This is a genomic window from Candidatus Dojkabacteria bacterium, from assembly GCA_030583845.1.
Classification (GTDB): domain Bacteria; phylum Patescibacteriota; class Dojkabacteria; order SC72; family JAHDCA01.
The window spans coordinates 244,065-266,064 of the sequence record CP129478.1 but is presented as its reverse complement, the minus strand read 5'-3'; the positions used below and the strand labels follow the sequence as shown (position 1 = coordinate 266,064).

20 protein-coding genes are annotated in these 22,000 nt (G+C 46.4%); 15 read left to right on the top strand and 5 right to left on the bottom strand.

Features of this window, described 5'->3' with window-relative positions; genetic code table 11:
* The first annotated feature begins 35 nt into the window (after positions 1-35).
* On the top strand, positions 36-1,355 hold the full coding sequence (locus tag QY318_01225; GenBank protein ID WKZ31379.1) for a serpin family protein: 1,320 nt from the start codon (positions 36-38) through the stop codon (positions 1,353-1,355).
* A gap of 10 nt (positions 1,356-1,365) precedes the next feature.
* The gene (locus QY318_01220) at positions 1,366-1,779 is read left to right on the top strand and encodes a CoA-binding protein (protein ID WKZ31378.1); all 414 of its coding nucleotides are present in this window, start codon (positions 1,366-1,368) and stop codon (positions 1,777-1,779) included.
* On the opposite strand, the gene QY318_01215 is transcribed toward QY318_01220, so the two are convergent.
* Positions 1,757-2,404, bottom strand: coding sequence for a hypothetical protein (locus QY318_01215; GenBank protein WKZ31377.1), 648 nt, complete (start codon positions 2,402-2,404; stop codon positions 1,757-1,759). The genes QY318_01220 and QY318_01215 overlap by 23 nt on opposite strands.
* Before the next feature lie 484 nt (positions 2,405-2,888).
* Here QY318_01215 and QY318_01210 point away from each other — a divergent pair, with 484 nt between their 5' ends.
* Positions 2,889-4,052: an AAA family ATPase gene (locus QY318_01210; GenBank protein ID WKZ31376.1), complete on the top strand. Its 1,164-nt coding sequence runs from the start codon at positions 2,889-2,891 to the stop codon at positions 4,050-4,052.
* Positions 4,053-4,115: 63 nt separating this feature from the next.
* A complete protein-coding gene (locus QY318_01205) occupies positions 4,116-4,616 on the top strand; it encodes a hypothetical protein (protein WKZ31375.1) in 501 nt (166 codons plus the stop codon).
* A 32-nt stretch (positions 4,617-4,648) separates the two neighbouring features.
* Here QY318_01205 and QY318_01200 read toward each other — a convergent pair whose 3' ends face one another.
* Positions 4,649-5,761: a hypothetical protein gene (locus QY318_01200; GenBank protein WKZ31374.1), complete on the bottom strand. Its 1,113-nt coding sequence runs from the start codon at positions 5,759-5,761 to the stop codon at positions 4,649-4,651.
* A 49-nt stretch (positions 5,762-5,810) separates the two neighbouring features.
* Here QY318_01200 and QY318_01195 point away from each other — a divergent pair, with 49 nt between their 5' ends.
* Together QY318_01195 and QY318_01190 are read left to right on the top strand one after the other, a co-directional pair.
* A complete protein-coding gene (locus QY318_01195) occupies positions 5,811-6,812 on the top strand; it encodes a succinylglutamate desuccinylase/aspartoacylase family protein (protein ID WKZ31373.1) in 1,002 nt (333 codons plus the stop codon).
* A gap of 22 nt (positions 6,813-6,834) precedes the next feature.
* On the top strand, positions 6,835-7,452 hold the full coding sequence (locus tag QY318_01190) for a hypothetical protein (protein WKZ31372.1): 618 nt from the start codon (positions 6,835-6,837) through the stop codon (positions 7,450-7,452).
* Between the two features lie 34 nt (positions 7,453-7,486).
* Here the strand turns inward: QY318_01190 and QY318_01185 are convergent, their stop codons facing one another.
* Positions 7,487-8,449, bottom strand: a complete 963-nt coding sequence (locus QY318_01185) for a manganese-dependent inorganic pyrophosphatase (GenBank protein ID WKZ31371.1) — start codon at positions 8,447-8,449, stop codon at positions 7,487-7,489.
* A gap of 177 nt (positions 8,450-8,626) precedes the next feature.
* Here QY318_01185 and QY318_01180 point away from each other — a divergent pair, with 177 nt between their 5' ends.
* On the top strand, positions 8,627-10,051 hold the full coding sequence (locus QY318_01180; protein ID WKZ31370.1) for an MgtC/SapB family protein: 1,425 nt from the start codon (positions 8,627-8,629) through the stop codon (positions 10,049-10,051).
* A 57-nt stretch (positions 10,052-10,108) separates the two neighbouring features.
* Positions 10,109-11,554 carry an HD domain-containing protein gene (locus tag QY318_01175; GenBank protein WKZ31369.1) on the top strand — a complete coding sequence of 482 codons (1,446 nt, stop codon included), beginning with the start codon at positions 10,109-10,111 and terminating at the stop codon, positions 11,552-11,554.
* Here QY318_01175 and QY318_01170 read toward each other — a convergent pair.
* Complete coding sequence (locus QY318_01170; protein ID WKZ31368.1) at positions 11,551-12,468, bottom strand: hypothetical protein; 918 nt, start codon at positions 12,466-12,468, stop codon at positions 11,551-11,553. The two genes, QY318_01175 and QY318_01170, sit on opposite strands and share 4 nt — an antisense overlap.
* Positions 12,469-12,758: 290 nt before the next feature.
* Here QY318_01170 and QY318_01165 point away from each other — a divergent pair, with 290 nt between their 5' ends.
* The 3 genes from QY318_01165 to QY318_01155 are packed head-to-tail and all read left to right on the top strand — an operon-like array spanning position 12,759 to position 16,772.
* Positions 12,759-14,252, top strand: coding sequence for an MBL fold metallo-hydrolase (locus QY318_01165; GenBank protein ID WKZ31367.1), 1,494 nt, complete (start codon positions 12,759-12,761; stop codon positions 14,250-14,252).
* Positions 14,253-14,254: 2 nt separating this feature from the next.
* Positions 14,255-15,199: a translation initiation factor eIF-2B gene (locus QY318_01160; GenBank protein WKZ31366.1), complete on the top strand. Its 945-nt coding sequence runs from the start codon at positions 14,255-14,257 to the stop codon at positions 15,197-15,199.
* 55 nt (positions 15,200-15,254) lie between these two features.
* Positions 15,255-16,772 (top strand): thymidine phosphorylase, encoded by a 1,518-nt coding sequence (locus QY318_01155; protein ID WKZ31365.1) that lies wholly within the window; start codon positions 15,255-15,257, stop codon positions 16,770-16,772.
* An 89-nt stretch (positions 16,773-16,861) separates the two neighbouring features.
* On the opposite strand, the gene QY318_01150 is transcribed toward QY318_01155, so the two are convergent.
* Complete coding sequence (locus QY318_01150; GenBank protein WKZ31364.1) at positions 16,862-18,730, bottom strand: transglutaminase-like domain-containing protein; 1,869 nt, start codon at positions 18,728-18,730, stop codon at positions 16,862-16,864.
* Positions 18,731-19,026: 296 nt separating this feature from the next.
* On the opposite strand from QY318_01150, the gene ychF reads away from it, so the two are divergent.
* The 4 genes from ychF (at position 19,027) to QY318_01130 (ending at position 21,980) form a co-directional block, all read left to right on the top strand.
* On the top strand, positions 19,027-20,145 hold the full coding sequence (ychF, locus tag QY318_01145; protein ID WKZ31363.1) for a redox-regulated ATPase YchF: 1,119 nt from the start codon (positions 19,027-19,029) through the stop codon (positions 20,143-20,145).
* A 140-nt stretch (positions 20,146-20,285) separates the two neighbouring features.
* A complete protein-coding gene (locus QY318_01140; GenBank protein ID WKZ31362.1) occupies positions 20,286-20,891 on the top strand; it encodes a hypothetical protein in 606 nt (201 codons plus the stop codon).
* Between the two features lie 189 nt (positions 20,892-21,080).
* Complete coding sequence (gene rpsF, locus QY318_01135; protein ID WKZ31361.1) at positions 21,081-21,425, top strand: 30S ribosomal protein S6; 345 nt, start codon at positions 21,081-21,083, stop codon at positions 21,423-21,425.
* 66 nt (positions 21,426-21,491) lie between these two features.
* Positions 21,492-21,980, top strand: a complete 489-nt coding sequence (locus tag QY318_01130; GenBank protein WKZ31360.1) for a single-stranded DNA-binding protein — start codon at positions 21,492-21,494, stop codon at positions 21,978-21,980.
* Positions 21,981-22,000: the final 20 nt, after the last annotated feature.

Genomic DNA, 22,000 nt, shown 5'->3' with positions numbered 1-22,000 from the left:
CTCTTTGTGAAGCTAATTAATTTATAGCTAAATCAATGAAGACATTTCTACAAAAATATGGATTTATTATCATTATCTCTATCTCGGTCGTTGCAATATTGCTGATCATCCTCTATGTAATTTTTTGGGGAGAAAGTGCAGAGCCAGTGAGCGATAAACAAGATCCAAATAGTAATCAGAGCGATGTCAAAGATCTGAAGCCAGAGGTGATCACTCAGTCATCTAATCAGTTCGGGGCCGAGCTTATTGCTGCTATATGTAGCTCTGATCAAGAGGCATGTGAAGAGAATCTCTTTATATCTCCTGTAAGTATTCACTCAGCCTTGGCTATGCTGGGACATGGCGCAGCCGGAGACACGAAGGATCAGATATGGAGTGTGCTAAATATAGAGAACTCAGCTGATTCAGTGGTAGCCGCGCAGTATAAGAGTCTAAATGCCTCACTTAACCGCAGCGGCGAGAGCTCAGAAATCAGCATCGCAAATTCACTTTGGGCAAATTCTGAAAACAGAGTGAATGCACCAATCAAGCAGAGCTATCTGGACCAGTTAACCGATAACTATGGTGCGTTGGTTAGCAGTCTGCCATTTAGCCAAGCCTCTACTCTAGACGAGATAAATGGCTGGGCATCTGAGAAGACAAAGGGCAAGATCACGAAGGTGGTTGATGAGCTTAGTGGCGATACATATCTAATACTGATGAATGCAATCTATACAAAAGCAGATTGGAAATACCAGTTCGACCCAGAGCTTACAGAGGAGAAAGACTTTACGAAAGCGAATGGTGGAAAGGTTCGGGTGCCAATGATGAGCAGTGGTGAGCTTGACTTGAACTACTTCGATGGAGATGAATGGAGTGCGGTTGAGCTGCCATACGCCGATGAGTCACTCTCGTCGTGGCTATTTATGCCTAAAGGAGATGGATCAGTAGCGGACTTTAATTATGAGCTATTTGAGTCAGTACTAGCTGGTAGTGTAAAAGGGGAAGCCAGCGTAGAATTGCCAAAGTTTACCATCCGCGGTGATCTGATCTTAAACGATTACTTGAACCTAATGGGTATGGAGGATGCTTTTGGGGAGGGAGTGGCGGATCTGAGTGGAATTTCTGATGCAGAGCTATATGTGTCTAAAGTTCAACATATCTCATACCTCCAGGTGGATGAGGAGGGGAGTGAGGCGGCAGCCGTGACCAGTGTGGTGGTGGATGTCACCTCGGTAGGGCTCGACGATGAGCCATTTGCGTTTATAGCCGACCAGCCGTTCGTGTATACAATCTATGATAAGAACAATGGCGTGCTGCTATTTGTTGGGCTGATAAACGATCCATCCACTGTACAGGGGTCAATAACTCGTTAAATTATTGGGTATGGAAGTCAAAGATTATATAAATAAGACCTATAGATATGCCGTAGTGGGTGCCTCGCGCGACCCGAATAAATATGGGCATAAGGTGTTCGTGGATCTAAAGCAGGGTGGATATCAGGTGTATCCGATCAATCCGAATGCTGGAGAGCTGCTTGGTGAGAAAGTGTATGCAAGTGTAGAAGAGTGTCCGGAGCTGGTCGACGTGGTGGTGATGGTGGTGCCTGCTTCGGTTGGAATGGTCGTAGTAGATGAGGTAGACAAGCTGGGTATCAAGAAGGTGTGGTTTCAGCCGGGAAGCGAATCTGATGAGTTGGTCAAGAGGTGTGAGCAGCTCGGTCTGAGCTGCTCGGTTGATAGATGTATCATGGTGGAGCGGGCGAAGTCTGATCGGGCTAGCACTCCAGTGGTTGGTTGATTCTTCTGGCGTGGTCAAGCAGGTATCTGTTTCTGTGCGCTCTTTGTAGTGGATTTCCTAAAGATGACTTGCGTAAAGGGTATAATCCGTTCTCATTACGGCCAAAGATTGTGCAAGCTCGAACTGCGACATGTCCAAGCCCAATATCTTCTACGAGTAATGCCCAGTACTGGTCTTTACTATCAGTCAGGCAGTCGAGACCAGCCATTGGTAGGGGACTAGCGCTTAATCTTCCATGGGTAAGAGAAGTAATATAGGCGCCTGATGTGAAGATTTTGCTAGCACTTCCGCTTGTAGTATCTTCTACTCCCGGTAGGAACCCCGCAATCGCGAGGTGATAATCAACTAGATGTAAGGGAAGCTCTTCTGCAAGTTCTCTAAAGTCGATCTGGTGGGTCGTTATGAAGTTGATGCGAGACTCTATTGCTGGTGACTCATGCGCTAATCTATATCCGTCGACTATGCACTGATATCTAAACGGGTCTTCGTCTGCTGGTATTGCTAGCCTAGCATATTCGGCGAAGTACTCGGGGGTTGGGAATTTACCTTGTGATTCCACTAGGTACTGTATGAAATTTGTGGCTGTTTGGGTCTCGGGAACAATAGTCCCTTGATTGTTGAACATTCTGATGGGCAGTAATTTTAGATCTGAGGATTGTACGACCTATTCCGCCGTCATGCAAAAGCCACCACATATGTCTGCGAGGACACATATGAAATCGTTGTTCATGTGGAGTATGTTTCACAGTCCATTAAGAATTACCAACCATCTATTTTGATCCGCAGAATTGCTGGCGCCTCCAGAGCGGCGTAAAAAGTATTCTCTATATTGCTGGTACAAGGCTGTTTAATATTTGCTATCGATCACTCGGCGGCGTTCTGTGCTATGCATGGAATTGGAAGTTAGCCTGAAGGTAGTGATTGGAAGCAGGCGATGAAGCATAAACATTGCACCTGATGGGCTCCTGAAATTGACCCGAGCTGTCAATGGCTTCTAGAGTTACTCCACAAGTTTTGTACATCGAGGAATGCGGTTGGAGTCGGTGTGCAGTTTGGCACGCCGAAGTTGCTGTATAATCACGCTGCACTAGATAACGAAACTTATGCATATGGCGCAGATAAGCCTGACCGAAGAACAGAAAAAAATAACTGACACCCTCCTCGACTGGAAGAAAGGGAATAAGCCTTACATCACACTTGGCGGCTATGCAGGAACCGGCAAGACTACATTGGTAAGCCATTTCCGCAAAGAGCTAGAGAAGCAGCATAAAGGTATTGCTGTCGCATTCTGCTCATATACGGGCAAGGCAGCTAGGGTGCTAGAGGGGAAATTAAAAGAAACGGGGGCTATCTATCCGAAAGACTCTGTATCGACAATTCACTCACTGATCTACTCACCGATGGTGGACGATAAGGATGAAATCATAGGATGGGAGCTGCGGGAAGATATAGAGGCCGACCTTATTATTGTAGATGAGGCCTCTATGGTCGATCAGTCGATCTGGAAAGACTTAACCTCCTATATGATCCCCATCATAGCTGTTGGTGATCATGGGCAGCTGCCACCGATCAAGGGAAGCTTCAATTTGATGCAGTCTCCTATATTAAAACTTAATGAAATCCACCGACAGGCCAGAGAGAACCCAATTATTGCGCTCTCGATTGAGGCTCGTGAGAAAGGTCAGATCGCCGCCGGCAAATACTCTCCTGTCGTCCAAAAAATCTCACGACAGGAAGATGATGTGCGCGACCAGATCGAGGATTGGCTAGCGATGTACAATGACGAGACTCTGGTGCTTTGCGGCTACAATAACACCCGTATTAGGCTAAACTCACATATCCGGGGCTTTTTGGGCTTTGACTCGTCGTTGCCACAGCCGGGCGATAGAGTGATCTGCCTCCGCAATAGCCACAAAGAGCGGATCTACAATGGCATGCTTGGCACGATGTCCCACCTCGAGGATGAGAGTGCAGACTTCTACTATGCAGAGATCCAGATGGACGGGGAGGAGGATCAATTTAAAGGGCTCGTCTCAGTTGAGCAATTTAATAGTCCACAGACATTGAATTACACCGAGAAGCGGTATCTGTTCAATAGGTGCGAGCTGTTTGATTTTGGGTATGCGCTGACTGTGCATAAGGCGCAGGGTAGCCAGTCGCGGCGGGTTATACTATTTGAGGAGCGGTTTAGGAGCATGAGTGATGATGAGTGGAGTAGGTGGTTGTATACAGCAGTTACTCGGGCGGAGGAGGAGCTGTATATTGTGGGATAGGATTTGTCGATATCTAACCCATAGTGTAGAATCGGGTAAATAAGTTGGAAAGGGGTGATTGCTATGGCAGATTCAGCAGAAATATTAAAAAATCCGAGCTATGGCGTATTGGATGGTGCCAGAGCGGCAGGCGAAGAAGGAGGTAGGTTGCTAACGTACCTTTTTGGAGGGAACGAGCCCATAATCCGGTATGCGGGCAGATTAGAGGAATTTGTTTGGCAACTGGAAGATGTATGCATGTGTGTGCAATTCAGATGGTCGGATGACAATTCTCGTGAAATAGCAGTCAGGCCGGGACTGCAAAGTTTCGTTCTCGCCATGTTGACGTGTGAGGTTGCCGATGATGGCTTAGTGGGTCTATATATACCAGATGCTGATACCGATACTGATCGGGTGGCCCCAGAGTTTGACTTCATGACTGTGCAGGTAGTCGATTTTCAAAGGATGCTTCGTGATAAGGATAGCATTGGTGGACTATTAAATGAGATGGAATCCATGTCCGAGTATCACAATGATCTTGTGAGATCAATTCGGATGAAGCTTGCGAATGTTCTAGGGCGATAAGGCTCCTTAGATTTGAGAAGGATATAGTATTCTTACTCTTCCTCTTCTAGCTCAAGCTCTTCATCTGGATCCTCGTCAACATCGATATCGTCGCGGGGATCATCATACTGATCATCAGTCATTGTTCGTACGCGTCGAGATGGATCTCCACCCTGACCGATAAATTGCCTCGCATCGCCACTACCTTGACTCACTGTGTCATAGTCGTTCTCCGCTTCGGTGCGCCTGATCGAGAGTTGCGTGCCTATCGCCAACACAATTCCAAATGCAATCGCTAGCTTCGCATAGAGAGCAGCCTCTTCCTGAATATCCTCGAACAGTGTCAGTGCAAATGTATTCACAAAATCGGGCGTCTCGATCTCTTTAACTGTCTGCACAGATTCGTTCAGCACAGTTTTGACCAGCCATGGGAGCCGGTCGAGCTGCTCGGCAACTGTCTGCTCTGTACCGGTTGAGCGCTCAAGATAGAGTGGAGTGAATAGCACTAGGGCTCCAGATGCTGCCAGCACGATTCCGAGTGAGAAGGCGCCTTTGCGGATAGATTGGGCAGAGAGAAGCAACACAATAGTAAGCACGGCGATTCCGATTAGCAGCTTCTTGTAAAGGCCGGTCAGAGTCTGGTAGAGCTGCGGGATCTGATTGATCTGATCATCTTTTACCTCGTATAGTCGGAATTGCGATGAGGCCTCGTTTAGCTCATCGTAATTGATAAGGTCGCCAACTGGCCCCAGCTTGTCTCGAATCTCCTCTTCTAGCAAGGTCTCATCAGAGCCATCACTTTGTCCGATTACAATTGTTGGCTCATCAGCATCACCCTCGAGCCAATCATATGTGTCGTCTACGAGCTGGTCTAAAGTCTCATCAATTTTCTCCTCAGCGGTAGGATCGTCTAAGATTGTTTGCGCTGCATCTTCATTAATAATTAATGAGAGGTCGCCGTCGGTCTGCTTATCAAGCTCGTCCTGTATATATAGTATGAAATCTTCTTTAACTTTGTCGTCCTTGATAGCCTCTTTCACCTTCTCACGGTCACTAATCACCTCCGAAGCGGCATACGAAATTATCGCTGCGGAGATCATAAAGGTGAGCACAATACCGATGGCAATAGTGAGTATGAGGTTTGTAAGTCGGCTGCATCCAAGCATCAGCTTGTTAGGTTGAAATATATTCTTGCCAAGTATAGTCTATTGGTTAATGGAATTAAAGAATCACATCATTAAATTTAATGAAATCGAAATCTCTATCCCGTACTACCATCTTGTGGGCAAAGAGCCTGGAAGCAAGCTTTTTATCACCGCAGGGATACATGGCGACGAGGTAAATGGTGTATATGCTGTCAGTAAAGTGATCGAGTGGGCTCGTGAAGCAAATGTCGTCGACAAATTAAAAGGCGAGCTATACATATTTCCATTATTAAATCCGACTGGCTTCAAGAAGGGCGAGCGCAACCTTCCAGAGGATGGCAAAGATCTAAATCGTCAGTTCGGTGAGAATCTAGATGAAATTGAAGAAAGTATCTCTGAGGTAGTCGCAGCATCTCTAGTCGAGAATTTCTTCAAGAAGTGCAATATGGGGATCGATATCCATGATGCAGGGGATGGGGCGGTGTTCCTCCCACACGCGCGGATCCATAAGAACGATGCGGATGATTGCGAATCGTGCACACGCGAGCTTGCCCGCTACTTTGGTACAGAGTACATAATTGAGCGTGATGGCGATCTAAATATGATGGCCGTCGCCATGAACAACACTTATAAAGTGCCGGTAATCACCGTGGAGATCGGCGGTGCGCAGATAATCTACCCAACTCTAGAGCAGGTGGCTCTTCGCGGAGTCCAGAATATCCTAGCCGCCAACAGTATGTTCCCAGGGAAGATCGTGGTGCCAGAGAAGCAGTATGTTGTCAGTCGTCGAATCGGTGTCCGATCGTCGGTTGCCTCAGTGCTCCACCTAAAGGTGAAGCTTGGGGATAGGGTGGCAAAAGGAGATAGGGTAGGTTGGAGGTATGTTGTAGGAGAGGGGCGGAATGCAGATGTGTTGGCGCCTGATAACGGAGTAGTCTTCTCGATGTGGCCGACGAACTTGGTGCCGGCGGACAGAACTTTCTTGTCGGTGGTGGATGTGGATTGTAAGGATCCGCAGGAGAAGGGGATTGAGGTATTGGAGGATCTGACTGTGTGGGAGTATAATGGGTAGATAAACTTTATAGAAGATAGCAATGAATCCTAATGGTCAAAAAACTGGTGAGGTGGGAGCGGTTTCTGGTGCAGTAAATGAAGGACAAAACCAATTCATACCAACCCCTGCTGAAAGCTACAATTATCTGATAGGAATGGGGTTTCCAGAGCACACTGCGGTTTATCTTGCTCATCTAACAGATGCTCAAGGTAATGCAATGCAACTATCTGAGATTCGCACTGTCAAGGCATTAGCTGAGCCAAATGCTAGTGCAGTAAGAGAATTCAGACCACTTAGAGGTCTTCCAATCGCAAATGCTGACCGGATACATCAGACTATCGGTTTTTATATAGGCGCTATTGAATCAGAAACTGAAACCCTGGATCAGTATATGAACGGCCAACTCTTTTTAGGGTTGGCACTTGCTCAAAAAACCGAAGGCAAGGACGAGTTTCATCTTCCGATATTTCAAGTGAATCATGCTGGTGGCCCGCGATATCTTCAATTAGATCGTTTCGAGTACCTGAGGTTTAGCAGAGCTGAAGCATTGATGGTACTTGGTAGACTGACCGAGCATATCTATACCACATCAGAGCAGTATCAGGTAGTGATGTCGGTAGTTAAGAGCTTGCGTGACAAGTACGAGGCTGTAAGATAACTGATGCTTAGCTGAAGTTTAAAGCTTGTAGACTCTACTCCTTCACCTCCCCATAAAACCTCACCAGAGGAGGAACCATCTGTTTCTTGCGCGACAACATCCCTGGGATTATCAAGCTACCATCCTTCTCTAGCTGCACGCCGAAGATTCTCTCTAGGTCTCCAGCTTTCTCGCCTGCACAGATCACGATGGCATCTTCGCGCAGTAGGTCGGTAAGCATTAAGATCGCAAGCTCTAGTTTTTCAGCTTTAGCATGCTTCTCAAGCGCCTTCTGGAGCTCTGGGACGCGCTTGCTCAATTTCCGGTTGTCCATCGTCTCTGCCTGCGTAATTGTCATCTTCACGCCACCCATCTCGAAGCTCTTGATATCTGTGTTAATAATCTTCTCTGCGCTCATCTTGCTCCATACATCTTTCTTATTGAACAGCTTCTTGGCATAATCGTCGACATCGCTGATGCCCGAGATTGCGGACAATTCGCCAGCGACCTTCTTATCAATGTGTGTGGTGATAGGGGATCGAAGGGCAAGTGTGTCGTCTAAGATTGCGGACAGCATCAGCTGCGCGAATTCTGGACGGATAGTTACATTTGTTTGAAGCAACTTATTTGCAACAAGTGTAGTAGTGGAGCCGTACGGTCGGATAGTGATCTTGGGTGGGATGCTGGTCTCAAGCTTCAGCTTGTGGTGATCCATTACCTCGATAATTTCGGCTTTCTCCCAGCCGTTTGGTCTCTGCTCGGGATCTGTGTGGTCTACCAGCACGATTTTCTTACCAGAGACATCTTCTACCAGTCGCGGCATGTTAAATCCCGTTTCTTTGAATACCCATTCGGTTACAACATTCGGCTCGTCGCAGCGGACGGCGATATAGTTGAAGTCTCCGCGCGCGTGACGATACACCTGGTAGGCGTATGCTGAGACTATTGCGTCTACGTCAGGCTTCTTGTGGCCGACTATATAGACTGATTCTCCGATTAGGATGTTTTCGACTGTCATGTTGGGCTGATACATATCTTAGCGCTGGTATTATAGCGCTAAGCCTTACTTAATGCCACCCCGCTAACCTATATCGTGATATAGGTTAGCGGGGTGGCTGAGGATACGGTTTTCTGATAGATTAAATTAAAGATTTTCATGAATTTAATGAAATTTAACTAGTCGACAAAGCTGCTCATGACACTTACCGATATAGTCTTCAGATTTATACTGGCAATATGCTTGGGAGCACTACTTGGATTGGAGCGGGATGGTGTGTGGAAGAATCCAAGGACGGCAAAGGAGATCCAGAAGAAATCCGAGAACGCGAGGCGTAAATTCCCTTTCATAAAGGCGGCGATACCTGCTGATAATATCGGTGGGGTAAGGACATATATCTTGCTCGCCGTGCTTGGATCCGTCTCGGGGCTTGCATATCATTATGGGTTGGAGGCATTAACGATCTCGATAAGCATCGGCTTAATGGTTTTCATTATAATTTCATTCGTACTCAACTATTTTGATAAGAACTCGTTTGGGCTGACCACTGAGCTTTCGATTATTCTCGTTTACACGCTCTCTCTGCTCATGTTTGCGACAGATGTGCCACTCAAGCTGGTTGTCGCCATTGCGGTAATCGATGCGGTTGTTCTTTCTATGAAGTCAGAGCTAAAGACCGCGATAGCCAAGTTCTCGGAAAAAGAGATAGAGGACACCTTGAAATTCATACTGTTTACGCTTGTCATATTGCCGTTTCTGCCAAATGCCTATTACGGGATCGCAGATATACCAGTGGTAGGCGAGCAAATTGCGCAGAATCTGTCGGTAGAGGTACTTGAGGCGTCGGAAATCTTTAACCCACAAAGATGGTGGATGGTGGTGGTATTTATTTTGAGCATGAACTTTGTTGGTTACTTCCTGACCAGGATCTTGGGCAAGAACAGAGGACTTAACCTGCTTGGGCTTCTTGGTGGGCTAGTATCAAGTACTGTTGCGACACAGACCTTAGCTGAGAGCAGCACACGGGTAAAGACTAAGTCTGACAAGACGCTGCTGCTGAATGCTACTGTGATGGCTAACATGACAAGTTTCGTGCGTGTCCTCTTCCTCGCGATGATTGTGGATATAGCATTGGCAAAGCTACTGTTCATCCCTATGATGGGGATGTCAGCCTTTCTGCTTGTATGGGTCATCTGGAGCACGCATATGTTTAGGCGGAGTGGCAAGGCTAAAAGCAAGGAGATCGAGGCTGTCGGTCTGAATTTTGACTCACCATTCAAGATAAAGCCGGCGTTGGTTTTTGGAGCAATATTTGCTGTTATTACAATATTTACCCGTCTAGCGTTGTATTATGCTGGAGACTCGGGATTCGTTGTATCCACAATGATATCTTCAGTCTTAGGGCTTGATGTCGTCACGATAAATACTGCCACTCTCGTAGGAGATAAGATCACGTATGAATTTGGTGCATTTGTACTGGTTATTGCTGCCAGCGTGAACTTAGTAGTGAAAATTGTGCTCGCAGCGCTGGTGGGCGATAAGTTTTATCGCTTAAGATTGATGCAAATCTTCCTGGTGACAATCTTGATAGGGCTGGTGTTAGCACTTTTCGTACTGCTCTAGTTTGGTGTAAGATCGGGTCAAGCTAATTTGCCCAAGTTTATTGAAGATAACTTACTAATGAATGAGCAGAAATTAACCACACAGATTCCGGACTATGTCCAGAAGGTAGCGCGAATGCTCCTAAAAGAGGGGTATAAGGCCTATCTGGTAGGAGGCGCTATTCGAGATATCGCTCTGGGCAAGACTCCATATGACTGGGATCTAGCAACCGATGCAAAGCCGGAAGAGATGCTAGAGCTATTTCCGAAAGCGGTCTCTACTGGTGCTCGCTTCGGTATGGTATCGGCACTGGTGCCAGACGTGCATGGTGAAATATTTGAGGTAGAGGTGACGACATTCAGATCTGAGGAGCAGTATGTGGATGGTCGCTGGCCTTCAAAAGTAGAATTTATAGGGGATCTGGATAAGGATCTTGGGCGTCGCGATTTCACAATTAACGCTATGGCCATAGACCTGGCATCTGCAGAGCTATCTGGTGATGAGGGTGAGCGAGAGTGGGTAGTGTACGATCCGTTTGACGGGATGGGGGATATCTCGAGAAAATTGGTAAAGGCTGTTGGCACACCGCTTGAGAGATTCAAGGAGGATGGGCTGCGTGCATTTAAAGCGTGCCGACTGGCTTCACAGCTACAGTTCGAGCTTGATCCTGAGACATTTGAGGCGATTAAAGAAGCTCTACCTGTGGCAAAGCAGGTATCGATGGAAAGGGTACGCGATGAGTTTATGAAAACACTCTTAGGCTCTCCGAAGCCATCGGTCGGCATCGAGATGATGAGGCAGACCGGATTGTTAGAAATCTTCATCCCTGAGCTGCTTGAGGGAGTGGATGTTGAGCAGAAGCTTTTCCATCATGATGATGTATATTGGCATTCACTTCGCACCTGTGATGTGGCGCCAGACAATATTAAGCTTGCAGCACTATTTCACGATATCGGGAAACCACGAAAGGATATGAAGGATGGGCATTTCTATGGTCATGACACCGAAGGAGCCGAGATGACCAAGCAGATTATGAAGCGTATGCGCTTCTCAAACAGCGATATAGAAAAGACTGTCACGCTGGTGAGATGGCACATGTTCTACTATCCTCATGTGCAGGAGGGGATGAGTGAAGAGCAGGTGGAGCATGTCAAAGTTCACGAGTGGAGTGATTCGGCGGTACGACGCTTCATGTCAAAGGTCGGCGACGAGAACCTAGACGACCTATTCGCATTGCGCATCGCCGATGCCTCGTCTAATCCGATGTCGGCATTCAATCCGGATGAGATAGCCGAGCTGCAGCTAAGAATCTCAGAGGTACGGGAGAAAGACATGGCGCTAAAAATCTCTGACCTGGAGATCACCGGTCATGACCTGATGGAGCAGCTTGGGGTAGAGAAGGGGCCACAATTGGGTAAAATCTTGAATCATCTTCTGGAGAGAGTACTGGACGACCCGATCCTAAATACCAAAGAGGCGCTAATCGATGAGGCCAGAAAATATCTAGACACTCAGCCAGCTTAATCTTGATCTATTTCCACAAATAACCCTCGGTGATCAGAGAAAACTGTGTCTCCCATGGTTACATTGATCTCACTATTCGACATCGCATGGTCGATGGGGATGGTTAGCAGTGAGCCGCTGTTCCAGCTGTAATTATTCTGTACGAAATAGTCATGGAAGCTATTTGAAAATAGTTGCGAATAAGAGGTAGAGTTGAAATCGCCAACCAGCACGAAGCGCTCATCACGGCTATCAAGCTCTTCAATCATCTCTTCTATATATGTAAAGTAGCGTTTCTCCCGCTCGAAGTTATGTGGATTGAGCGGTGGAATCGGGTGTACCACGATTAAGTGGTAGTCGGCATATTGCGCGTAGCAGATAGGGTATTCTGTGGCTTGAATAACTGTGCTCCTTATTGGCACTTCTTCAGATAGTATTGCGCATGAGAGTGCCCCACGAGTATAGCTGGTTTGGAGTGGGTAGCCTTTTTGAACAAGTTCTTCAACCACATCGTCGTGCGCTTCGACTAGCGCGATTTTGGCTGGGCGATAGCTAGATATGTAATTGGCCATCTGGCGGTATTCTGCCTCTGTCCTGAAGGCGTTGGTATTCATGAAGTATATTTCGGGCTTGTAAATTGGGGCCGATGCGAAGGTAGAAGGGTAGATGAGTGGCATGCTGAACGCCAAAATGAAGAATATAAAGGCAAAAGCCTCTCTGTAAAATTTGAGTAACACCATGACAAGAGCCGAAATCAGCCAGATGACGGAGTATTGAAGTTGGAAGTGCGAGAAGAGATCGAAATAGAAGGAGTGATAGCTGAGCAGCACAGCCAGAATTGGAAAGAGGAGTGCGGCGAAGGTATAGATCACCGCAACTCTCTCGATCTGTGCCGCTAACCTATAAGGCGAAGTGCTTCTTGGCGTGTTTGTCATGATAATTGTGCAATATAACGGCTTATTATAGCCAAGACTGTGCGGTCTTAGTTAAATTATTTAATTCTGGCTACAGTCTACCACACTCAATTCTAGTCGCTACCTAATACTAAATTACAATCTGCTGCCATAAACTATTGTGCACTATCCGTGCCCATTTATTGTAAGCATTGCACCGTGAAATACTTCGTACTATAAGTTAGCGGCCTGAGGTTTGCCATACCAGCAAACCTAATATAAACTGTATCAGATTAAACAGGCTGAAATATAATTTAACTGCCCGATTCAGGATGAAGATACAGTTTTGTGGCGCCGCAAGGACAGTAACAGGCTCGTGCTATTTTCTAGACCTCGGATATACCAAGATACTTGTAGATTGCGGTGCATTTCAAGGCTCGGACGAGCTGGATCAGCTTAACCGGGAGGATTTCCCATTTGATCCTGCGGAGATCGAGTATCTGCTACTAACTCACGCCCATTTTGACCATTGTGGTAGGGTTCCTCAGCTTGTACGCAAAGGCTTCAAAGGTAGGATTATTTCGACCCAGCCAACTCGCGATCTTGCCGAGATTGTGCTCATGGACGCAGCAAACCTACAGGAAGAGGAGTATCAAAGATGGCTTACCCGCCAGAAGCGAGAGTCTGAAGAGCATTACTATGCCGACCAGCAAGGATATGGAAAGGGTGGCAGCCAAAAAACGAATGGCAACTCATATTGGCCACACGCAGAGGAGGGTAGTCTTTACGAAAATAAAGAGCCACTCTTCACAACTGAGGATGTGACAAAAGCGATGGGACTATTCGATATCTACCCATTTGGAAATTCAGTGGTGCTTCGTGACGGTTTAGAGTTTAGAATGCGAGACTCAGGGCATATCTTGGGCTCGGCAATATTCGAAGTATGGGTAAAAAACAGTAGTGGAACACAGAGGAAAATTGTGTTCTCGGGTGACTTGGGTCAGCAGGGACAGAGAATTGTGCGAGATCCAGATATGCTGCGCGAGGCCGACTATGTGCTGATTGAGTCGACATATGGCAACCGCCTCCACAAGAGCAAGGATGAGACGGTAAAAGAGTTTCTAAAAGTAATTAAGGACGCACAGAAAGATGGTGGAAATATCTTGATCCCTACATTTGCAATAGAGCGAGCGCAGGAGATAATCTACGAATTAAATGTAGCAATTGAAAACAAGCTATTGAGCGGCCTCGAAGTATATCTCGACAGCCCTATGGCGATGAAGGCTACAGAAGTATTCCGTAAATACCCAACATTCTATGATGAGGATGCACGCAGATTGCTTGAAAAAGGCGATGATCCTTTTCATTTCGAGGGCTTCCACACTGTAGAGAGTGCAGATGAGTCAAGGCGACTTATTGGACTGAACGGCATCGTCATATTAGCCGGCTCAGGCATGTGTAACGGTGGAAGAATTGTCCACCACCTCGCAAACAATATTGAGAAGAAGAATACCCATATTGTTTTCGTTGGGTATCAGGTAAAAGGGACGCTAGGACGAAGGATTGTTGATGGTGAGCCGGTTGTGAGGATAAAGGGTCGGGAAGTGGATGTAAGGGCACAGGTACACACATTGGGCGGATTTTCGGCGCACGCGGATTCACGAGATCTCCGGTACTGGTTGCGCGGCTTCGGTCACTCGCCCAAGACAGTATTTGTGATGCATGGTGAGGAGAGCATAGCGATGGGTTTTGCCGCAAACATTACCGAGGAGCTACAGCTGAAATCATATGTGCCGTATCTAAATGAAGTTGTAGAGCTTGATTAACAATGGAATACAGTAGCATTGAACAGATTGAGCAAGATATCAAAGATGTAAAGATCCAAGGGGCAACCAATGTCGCGATTGCCACATTTGAGGGCCTGAAGCTTTTTGCCAAAGATTATAATGGAGATAACGATGTGCCAATATTCCTCTCAGAGGTAGAGCGAGTAGGTGTACGGCTATCACAAGCGAGGCCGAATGAGCCTTTGGCAAAAAACGGTCTTAAGTTTGTCATGCATATGCTGAGGATCGAAAACGCCGATCTACACGATATAAATGAGGCGAAAGATAAGGTTGGACAGCTCGCCGATGAGTTCCTCAAGTTTATCGAAGAGTCAAAGCAGAAGATAACCCAGAACGGACTTGAGCTGCTTGGTACAGATGTAAACGAGGTGCTGACTCACTGCCATTCATCTACTGTTGAGGGGCTGATCATTCAGCATGCCAAACGTGTTCCAGGATTTAAGGCTGTATGCACTGAGACGCGACCGTTGATGCAGGGTAGGCTCACGGCGAAGGCTCTGGTTGAAGGCGGTGTCGATACCACAATGATTGTAGATAGTTCAGCCGAGTCTTACATCATCGGTCGAGGGAGCCACGAGATTGATGTGATCTTTACAGGCTGTGATGAGATAAGCATGAAGGGTGATGCGATTAATAAGATCGGCAGCTGGGGAGTGGCGCTTGCCGCTTATTATGCGAGCAAGCCATTATATGTCGTTGGGAGTGTGTTGAAGACAGATGTAACCACTGCCTACAAGCCACCTGAGATTGAGATGCGAGAGGCAAGCGAGGTGTGGAAAGAGGCTCCTGCTGGCTTGAAGCTTGTAAATCCATCGTTTGAGCTGATTAACAAAGAATTTATCACAGGATATATAACTGAATTAGGTGTGCTTAAGCCAGATGAGATCGAACGTGCGATACAGCGAGAGTATAAATGGCTTTTCTAGCATGGTAGTCAATGTCACTTTGAAAATTTTAATCTAAATGCTATACATTTAGCGAATGGCGTTATATTTGAAGAGCAACAATTTAGATGTCGAGACAGGAAATGAGCTCGAAGTGTTATTAAATGCCGACGATGCGCGAAAAGAGGGCATCAATAAGGGCGACATAGTCTCATTTTCATTTCAAAATGATGTGGTGCTATATGTAGTCGTTGAGGTTACAGACAGTGTAGTCCCAGAAGGGCATGTGGGCATAAACGAGGATATCTGGTCACGCTATGGAATCCATCAGGGAGATACGATCACGATTACAATTATTGACCGCCCAGAATCGCTTGAGTATATCAAGAAGAAGCTTCTTGGCAGCAAGCTCAGTGCACACGAGCTAGAGGTAATTACCCAGGATATCTCAGACCGAAAGATACGTGAGGTTGAGATTGCCTACTTTATGGCGACCTTCTTCAACCCAGGGTTTGACGAGGAAGAGGTGTTGGCAACAATCCATGGAATGGCGAAGGCAGGTGATGTACTCGACTTCAGGAATGTAAAGGAGAATGGAAATATGGTTGTCGACAAGCACTCGATCGGTGGTGTGGCAGCAAAAGGCATAACTCCGATCCTTGTGCCAATAATCGCCGCTCACGGATTGGTCATCCCAAATACATCTACCCGAGCCATTACAACTCCTGCTGGTACTACCGACATCCTTGAGGTAATCATGCCGATGACCCATACCAATGAAGAGCTGTATGAGATTATCAAGAAAACAGGGGCATTTATGATCTGGGGTGGAGCCTTGAGATTATCACCAGCTGATGATGTACTGATTGGAGTAGAGCGTGGCCTCCATGTCCAATCTTTCCAGAAGCTGTTAGTCAGTATCATTGCTAAGAAGGTCTCAATGGGTATCACTCATATTGTGATCGATATCCCATATGGCCCAGGCACTAAGGTTGAGAAGCCAGATGATGTTGAATTTCTCAGCACAGAGTTTAAGAAGCTCTTTGCCAAAGTTGGAATTAAGTGCGAAACATACACTAGGCGGGTGGTTGCACCAGATGGCTATGGTATTGGTCCAGCCCTCGAGGTCCGCGACATTTTGCAAGTATTTGAGCGCCATCCAGAGCGGCCTATGAAGCTCGAGGAAACAGCTGTCGACATGGCGGGTGTACTGCTTGAATTGACAGAGAAAGTGCCAGTAGGTGAGGGTAGAAGAGCAGCATTGCAGAAGCTAGATTCGGGTGAAGCCGCAGAAAAGTTCTGGGAGATAGCTATGGCTCAGGGTGCGCCTGGCAAGAAAACATCCGAGGAGATCAAGATTGGTGATTATGAGCAGAAATTTATGGCAGAAAGAGATGGCATAATAGATTTCGTCGATAACAAGGAGATTGTGAAGATATCGCGCGCGCTTGGCAATCCATTTATCAAAGAGGCTGGCGTGTATTTGCATAAAACAGCTGGCGATAAGGTAGAAAAGGGCGAACTGTTGCTAACTATCTATGCCACGAGTGGAGAGCGGCTTGATACCGGTATTGAGGCGCTGAATATGGAGAAGCTGTTTGTGTATAAGCAGTAGTCCGACCAGCTGCTGCCATATGGGCTAGATCGCACTATACTTGCTCATTAATTATGGTTAATGAGCCGTGAAATGCTGCGCATTATGAGTTAGCGGGGGGAGTGAACGATTAAATACTTTTTCGCCATCCTTACTGCTACGGTCACTATCAGAAATGTGAAAAGCAGCATTGCACAGGTTGGCGCAATGATCACGATTGATTTCCCTAAAGGTGTGGTCTTCAGATAGCTTGAAAAGGCATCGTCATCTGCTGAGAACTGAGAGGTCAGCTGGTCAACCTGAATGAGCTGGCTAATTTCTGGGATGCTTCCTTTTGGTAGGGCTTGCAGATAGAGGTCGTAGTTTTCAAATGACTCAGAGCTAATATTGTCGGCACTGCTAAGTGCTGTGCCTATGTAGTCCTGGCTTGAATTTCCTATCGTGTACCAGAGGATATGGTCTAGATTGCCACCTATGTAGACTCGTCCGCTTTCTCCCCAGGTAGGGTCGAGTGAGAGCCAACCATATTCTGGTATCCATACCTGTACCCATTGGTGGGCGATATTCTGCTCGGTTGCTTCTTCGAGTCCGATGCTGTTCTCGGCGCCTGTTGGGTCGTTGCCATATCCGACAGCAGCCTTGGCAGCGACACCCTGTGCCCTCAATATGGCAATCAGTGCATCGGCATACTCCATGCATACAGCCTCTGAGCCATTAAGCGCGGCAACCGCACCAAGTCTTTTGTTCTCACCCTCAACCTTCTCGTAACTATAATCGAAAGTCTCGACGATATATTCATAATCGGTGCGCACTAGCTCTGAAAGGGTGGTTTTATCCTTGGCTAGCTCGGCAGCAATTCCCATCACCTCATCACTGTCCGACTCCCAATATCTATCTGATCGGGTGTACTGCTCTAGGGCAGGGTTATTGCGGACACTCTCTAAATAGGCATCTAGCTCAACGCTTGGGATCTCATTCTGGCTCTCGCTTTTCAGTGTGATATACCCTTCAATTTTGATCTCTCCATTCTGATTGGCCGGCACTTCAAAATATCCGATCACATTCCCTTCGTCGTCTATCTCAATCCTTGATGGCTTGGGCGAAAGATCCGAAAAGTATACCTCCTGATCGGTCTCGGCATAGGTACGGGGCAGAGGGAGCTGGTATATATTGGTAGAGAGATATTCGGTGTAATCGTTTACCCCAGGGGGTATAAGTAGGTCAGTTTTTGGCGTACGCTGAACCATTTTGAAGTAGTAGAACTGCTCCGTGCCGATCTGAATCCATCCAGTCTCGCCGAGTCGGTCTTCTGTATCTAGCTTGAAAACTCGTGAGCCGCCCAATTCAGTAGTAGAAATCTCACGTGGGGCAACATAGCTTGCCTGTGGCAGGCTATCAGGGATGCTTAGCTCGGCGTCATAATCATAGGTGAAGGTGACGCCATTATTTTTGTTGACGGTCTTGAGCTCGGTATCGGCTGGGATGCCCGGGATGTAGAAGTTGATGATATTGCCATTTAGGTTGACCAGCTCATGTGTGTCAAATTCGATTGTGACTGAGTAATCTCTCTCTGTGGTGATGTCGTATGGCGTAGTGATAGCAAATTGGAGGCCTGCATCGATCTCGGTGAGCTGTGGAGATAGCTGATTGCCTCTGCTATCGGTGACAGTTAGTGAGTTCCGCTTAAATTCTCTCTCTGCAGGGTCGCTGTTAATCAGGAAGTCGTGGATTATAAATTGCTGTGTAGTGCCAGCAGGCAATTTGTAGTTTTCATTAAATGCCTCGATAGTGAGCTTCTCGCTAACAGTGATGTACTCTTGACCCTCTTCATATACCAAGATATAGCTATCGCTCACATGAAAGTCAGTCGAAGTGCCGTTTGAGGCGTATGCTCGTGGTAGAGGAAGGTAATTTGTAGCAACAAGAAGTAGTAGTGCAAAGAGTGATATTAACTTTGTGCGGTTTAGTCGCTTGATCATATGATTAATATTGTATTCGCAAAGTGAGAGTATCTCAAGCCGCTAACTTATAATGTGCAGCATTTCACGGCTCATTAACCATAATTAATGAGCAAGCATATATAGTTGGCCAGATACAATAATATGGTTAACGACCACTTTGCGAATTTTTCATTAAAACTTCACTACTAGATTAAGTATACGCACGGTTAGAGCGTGGCGGCACAATCCATTGAGCATATGTTATACTTGCGCTGTAAATTTAGAAGTAGGAGTCACATATTTTCCAGTATGGCTCCGCGCTATAGGTTAGCGGCATGGTAACAAGATCACATTCATTATCAATAGGTATAGTTGGCCTCCCAAATGCAGGCAAGTCAACACTGTTCAATTCTTTAACAAAAAAGGCTGTGCCGGCTGAGAATTTCCCATTCTGCACGATAGATAAGAATGTTGGAATAGTTGAGGTCCCGGATGAGAGACTCGCCAAATTGTCGGAATTCTTCAAGGCTGAGAAAATAGTCCCATCTGCAATTCAATATGTAGATATCGCTGGATTGGTTAAAGGTGCGTCAAAAGGTGAAGGGCTAGGTAACCAATTTCTATCTCATATCCGCGAGGTAAACGCTGTAATGTATGTAATCCGCAGCTTCTCAAGCTCTACTATTTCCCATGTATATGAGCGAATTGACCCGTTAGAAGATTTTAAGATCGTGCAGTCAGAGCTGATTTTGAAAGACCTTGAAACAGTTGAGAAGAAGCGACATGAGGTAAATAAAAAGGCGCGCGTAGGTGATGGAGATGCAGAAAGGCTGTTGCAAGCTTTGGATGGGCTGATGGAATCTCTGGGTGAAGGGAAGCCAGCGATTGATTTCAAAGTGGATGAAAAAATTGAAGAGGAATTCAAAAATCTATGGCTGCTTACTAATAAGCCACGAATCTTCCTGCTAAATGTGCAGGAGGGTGCTGACGAGCAGCTGCGCGCTGATTGGAAGGCTAAAGTGCTTGAGTATCTAGGAGAGGATCATAAAGATTTTATACTCGAGGTAGATGTGAAGATGATTGGCGAGCTGTCGGAGATGGATGAGGCTGAAAAAACTGAATATCTAGCTTTACTGCCTGAGACACCTGTGCAGATCGAGGATATTATCCGAAAAGGCTTTGAGCGTCTAGGACTGATTACTTTCTATACCGGCAGTTCAAAAGAGTGTAATGCCTGGTCGATCCGATCTGGCGCAACTGTAAAAGAGGCTGCTGGGGTAATTCATACCGATCTGTCTGATAATTTTGTGACTGCGGACGTTGCAAATGTAATGGATATAGTAGAGAAGGGTGGGATTAATGCTGTGAAGGAGGCTGGATTGTTTAGGTCGCAGGGTAGGGATTATCTGGTGCGGGATGGTGATTATGTGTTGATTCATTCGACGAAGGGGTAGGGCGGGATTTCCCATGTTGTGTGCTTAATGTTTCCTTAATATCGTTCCAACGTATATATCCGTGTATTACGGGTGTTTTTGTTCTTTGAAAATATAGCAATCGAGCCGTTGATTTCCTTTTGTAATGCTGAGAGTGGGTAATGCCCTTTGTCGGGGTTACAAAAGGAGATCGTATGAAGCGCAAACTGTTTTTTGTTCTTGGCGCGGCTTTGATGCTGTGCCTTTCAGTTTTTATTGGGGTTGCCAGCTCGCAAGAGCCAGCAACCATCACCTTCCTTCGAGGGTTCATGAGTGGACCCTGGAGTGGGAAGATTTTGCTGGTCTCGGTGATCAGCAATGAGGTGGGATTGGACGTAGAGCTGGTTGGCTGCGCTGAAGCAGTATCTGCCATTATCGAAAATATGAGTTCAAGTCCGAGTTTATCTATCATAAACCCGATAAAGGCAACTGCGTTCCCCCCACTGGTCGAGGCCGGAGTATTCGAGTACTTTCGGGGCTCATCCGGTCTGTTGGAGATTAGCAACGGATTTTTCCTCACTAGCCTAGGTGGTGAGGAATATGATGGAGGTGCGGAGTGGTTATGGCAAAGTCCGCTAGGCTCGGAGGGAGTCGCACGTAATTGCAATGAGCGCGGCAAGGAGAAATTCTTTCCTGGATTAGCGGTTGTGCTAGCGGCCATACCGATCGCGGTCCTGCTAATCTTATTTTTCAAGCGTCTCATACGCACCCCACAGCCTGCCTTCTAGATTTTAGAGCCTCACATATGTATTTTTCAACCGTAACCCCGTATGTGAGGCTCCCTTGCTTTCGACATCGTTTTGCCGCGAAATACCCGAAAAATATTTGTCCCACACAGCTATTGAGGAGTATAATGATATTTGATACAATTCTTTCGCCTCTGGAAAGGATTTAATTTGATTTTTGGACGAAGGTTCATGGCTGAGAAGATGCAAAAATATGAGCTAATGATGGCCTTGAAGCCTCTGCTTCCTGATGACGTGCGAAAAACGATTCACAAGAACGTTATTTCCACAGTCACCGAGATGGGTGGAGAGCTGGTTGATACCGACGTGTGGGGTAAAAGATACCTCGCATACAAGATCAAGGGTCATAACGAGGGTTACTATATCCTCTACGTGCTCAATATGAAGCCTGAGGATGTTGCCGAATTGAAAAGGCAGCTAAGCCTCAAGCAGGAGATTCTTCGCTTCATGGTCGTCAAGGTTGAGCATAAAGATGAGAAAAACCTTGCGATTAAGAAGAAAGAGATAGAAGTTTAGAAATTTCAGAAATTTTTAATGTTTCTAGTTTAAGATAAAGGTAAGTTAAATTGTCAGTTTAATTAAATGTCAGTACGTTCGCTAAATAAGGTTATGCTGATCGGTAATCTTACACGTGACCCGGAGACCCGATACACGGGCAACGGCACAGCTGTAACTACCTTCGGCTTGGCGACAAACAAGTCTTGGAAAGATGCAGATGGAAATGCCCAGGAGTCAACACAGTTCCACAATCTAGTTGCATGGAACAAAATGGCAGAGATCTGCCAGCAGCTCCTCGCAAAAGGGATGAAGATCTATGTCGAGGGTGAATTGAACACAAGGTCATGGGAAGGTGAAGATGGTCAGACAAAATATAAGACTGAGATCAGAATTTCTGACATGATCTTACTAGATAGCAAGGGAAAGAGTGGTGGAGCAGGCGGAGCCGCAAATGATAATGGCGCTGCCGCATCAGATGATAACGGAGGAGCAAGTAGCTCGGCTCCAGCAGATGATTTTGCTGATGAGCCAGCTGCAGATACCGATCCGATCGAAGATGATCTACCTTTCTAATCGTTAATTTATTTAGTTCT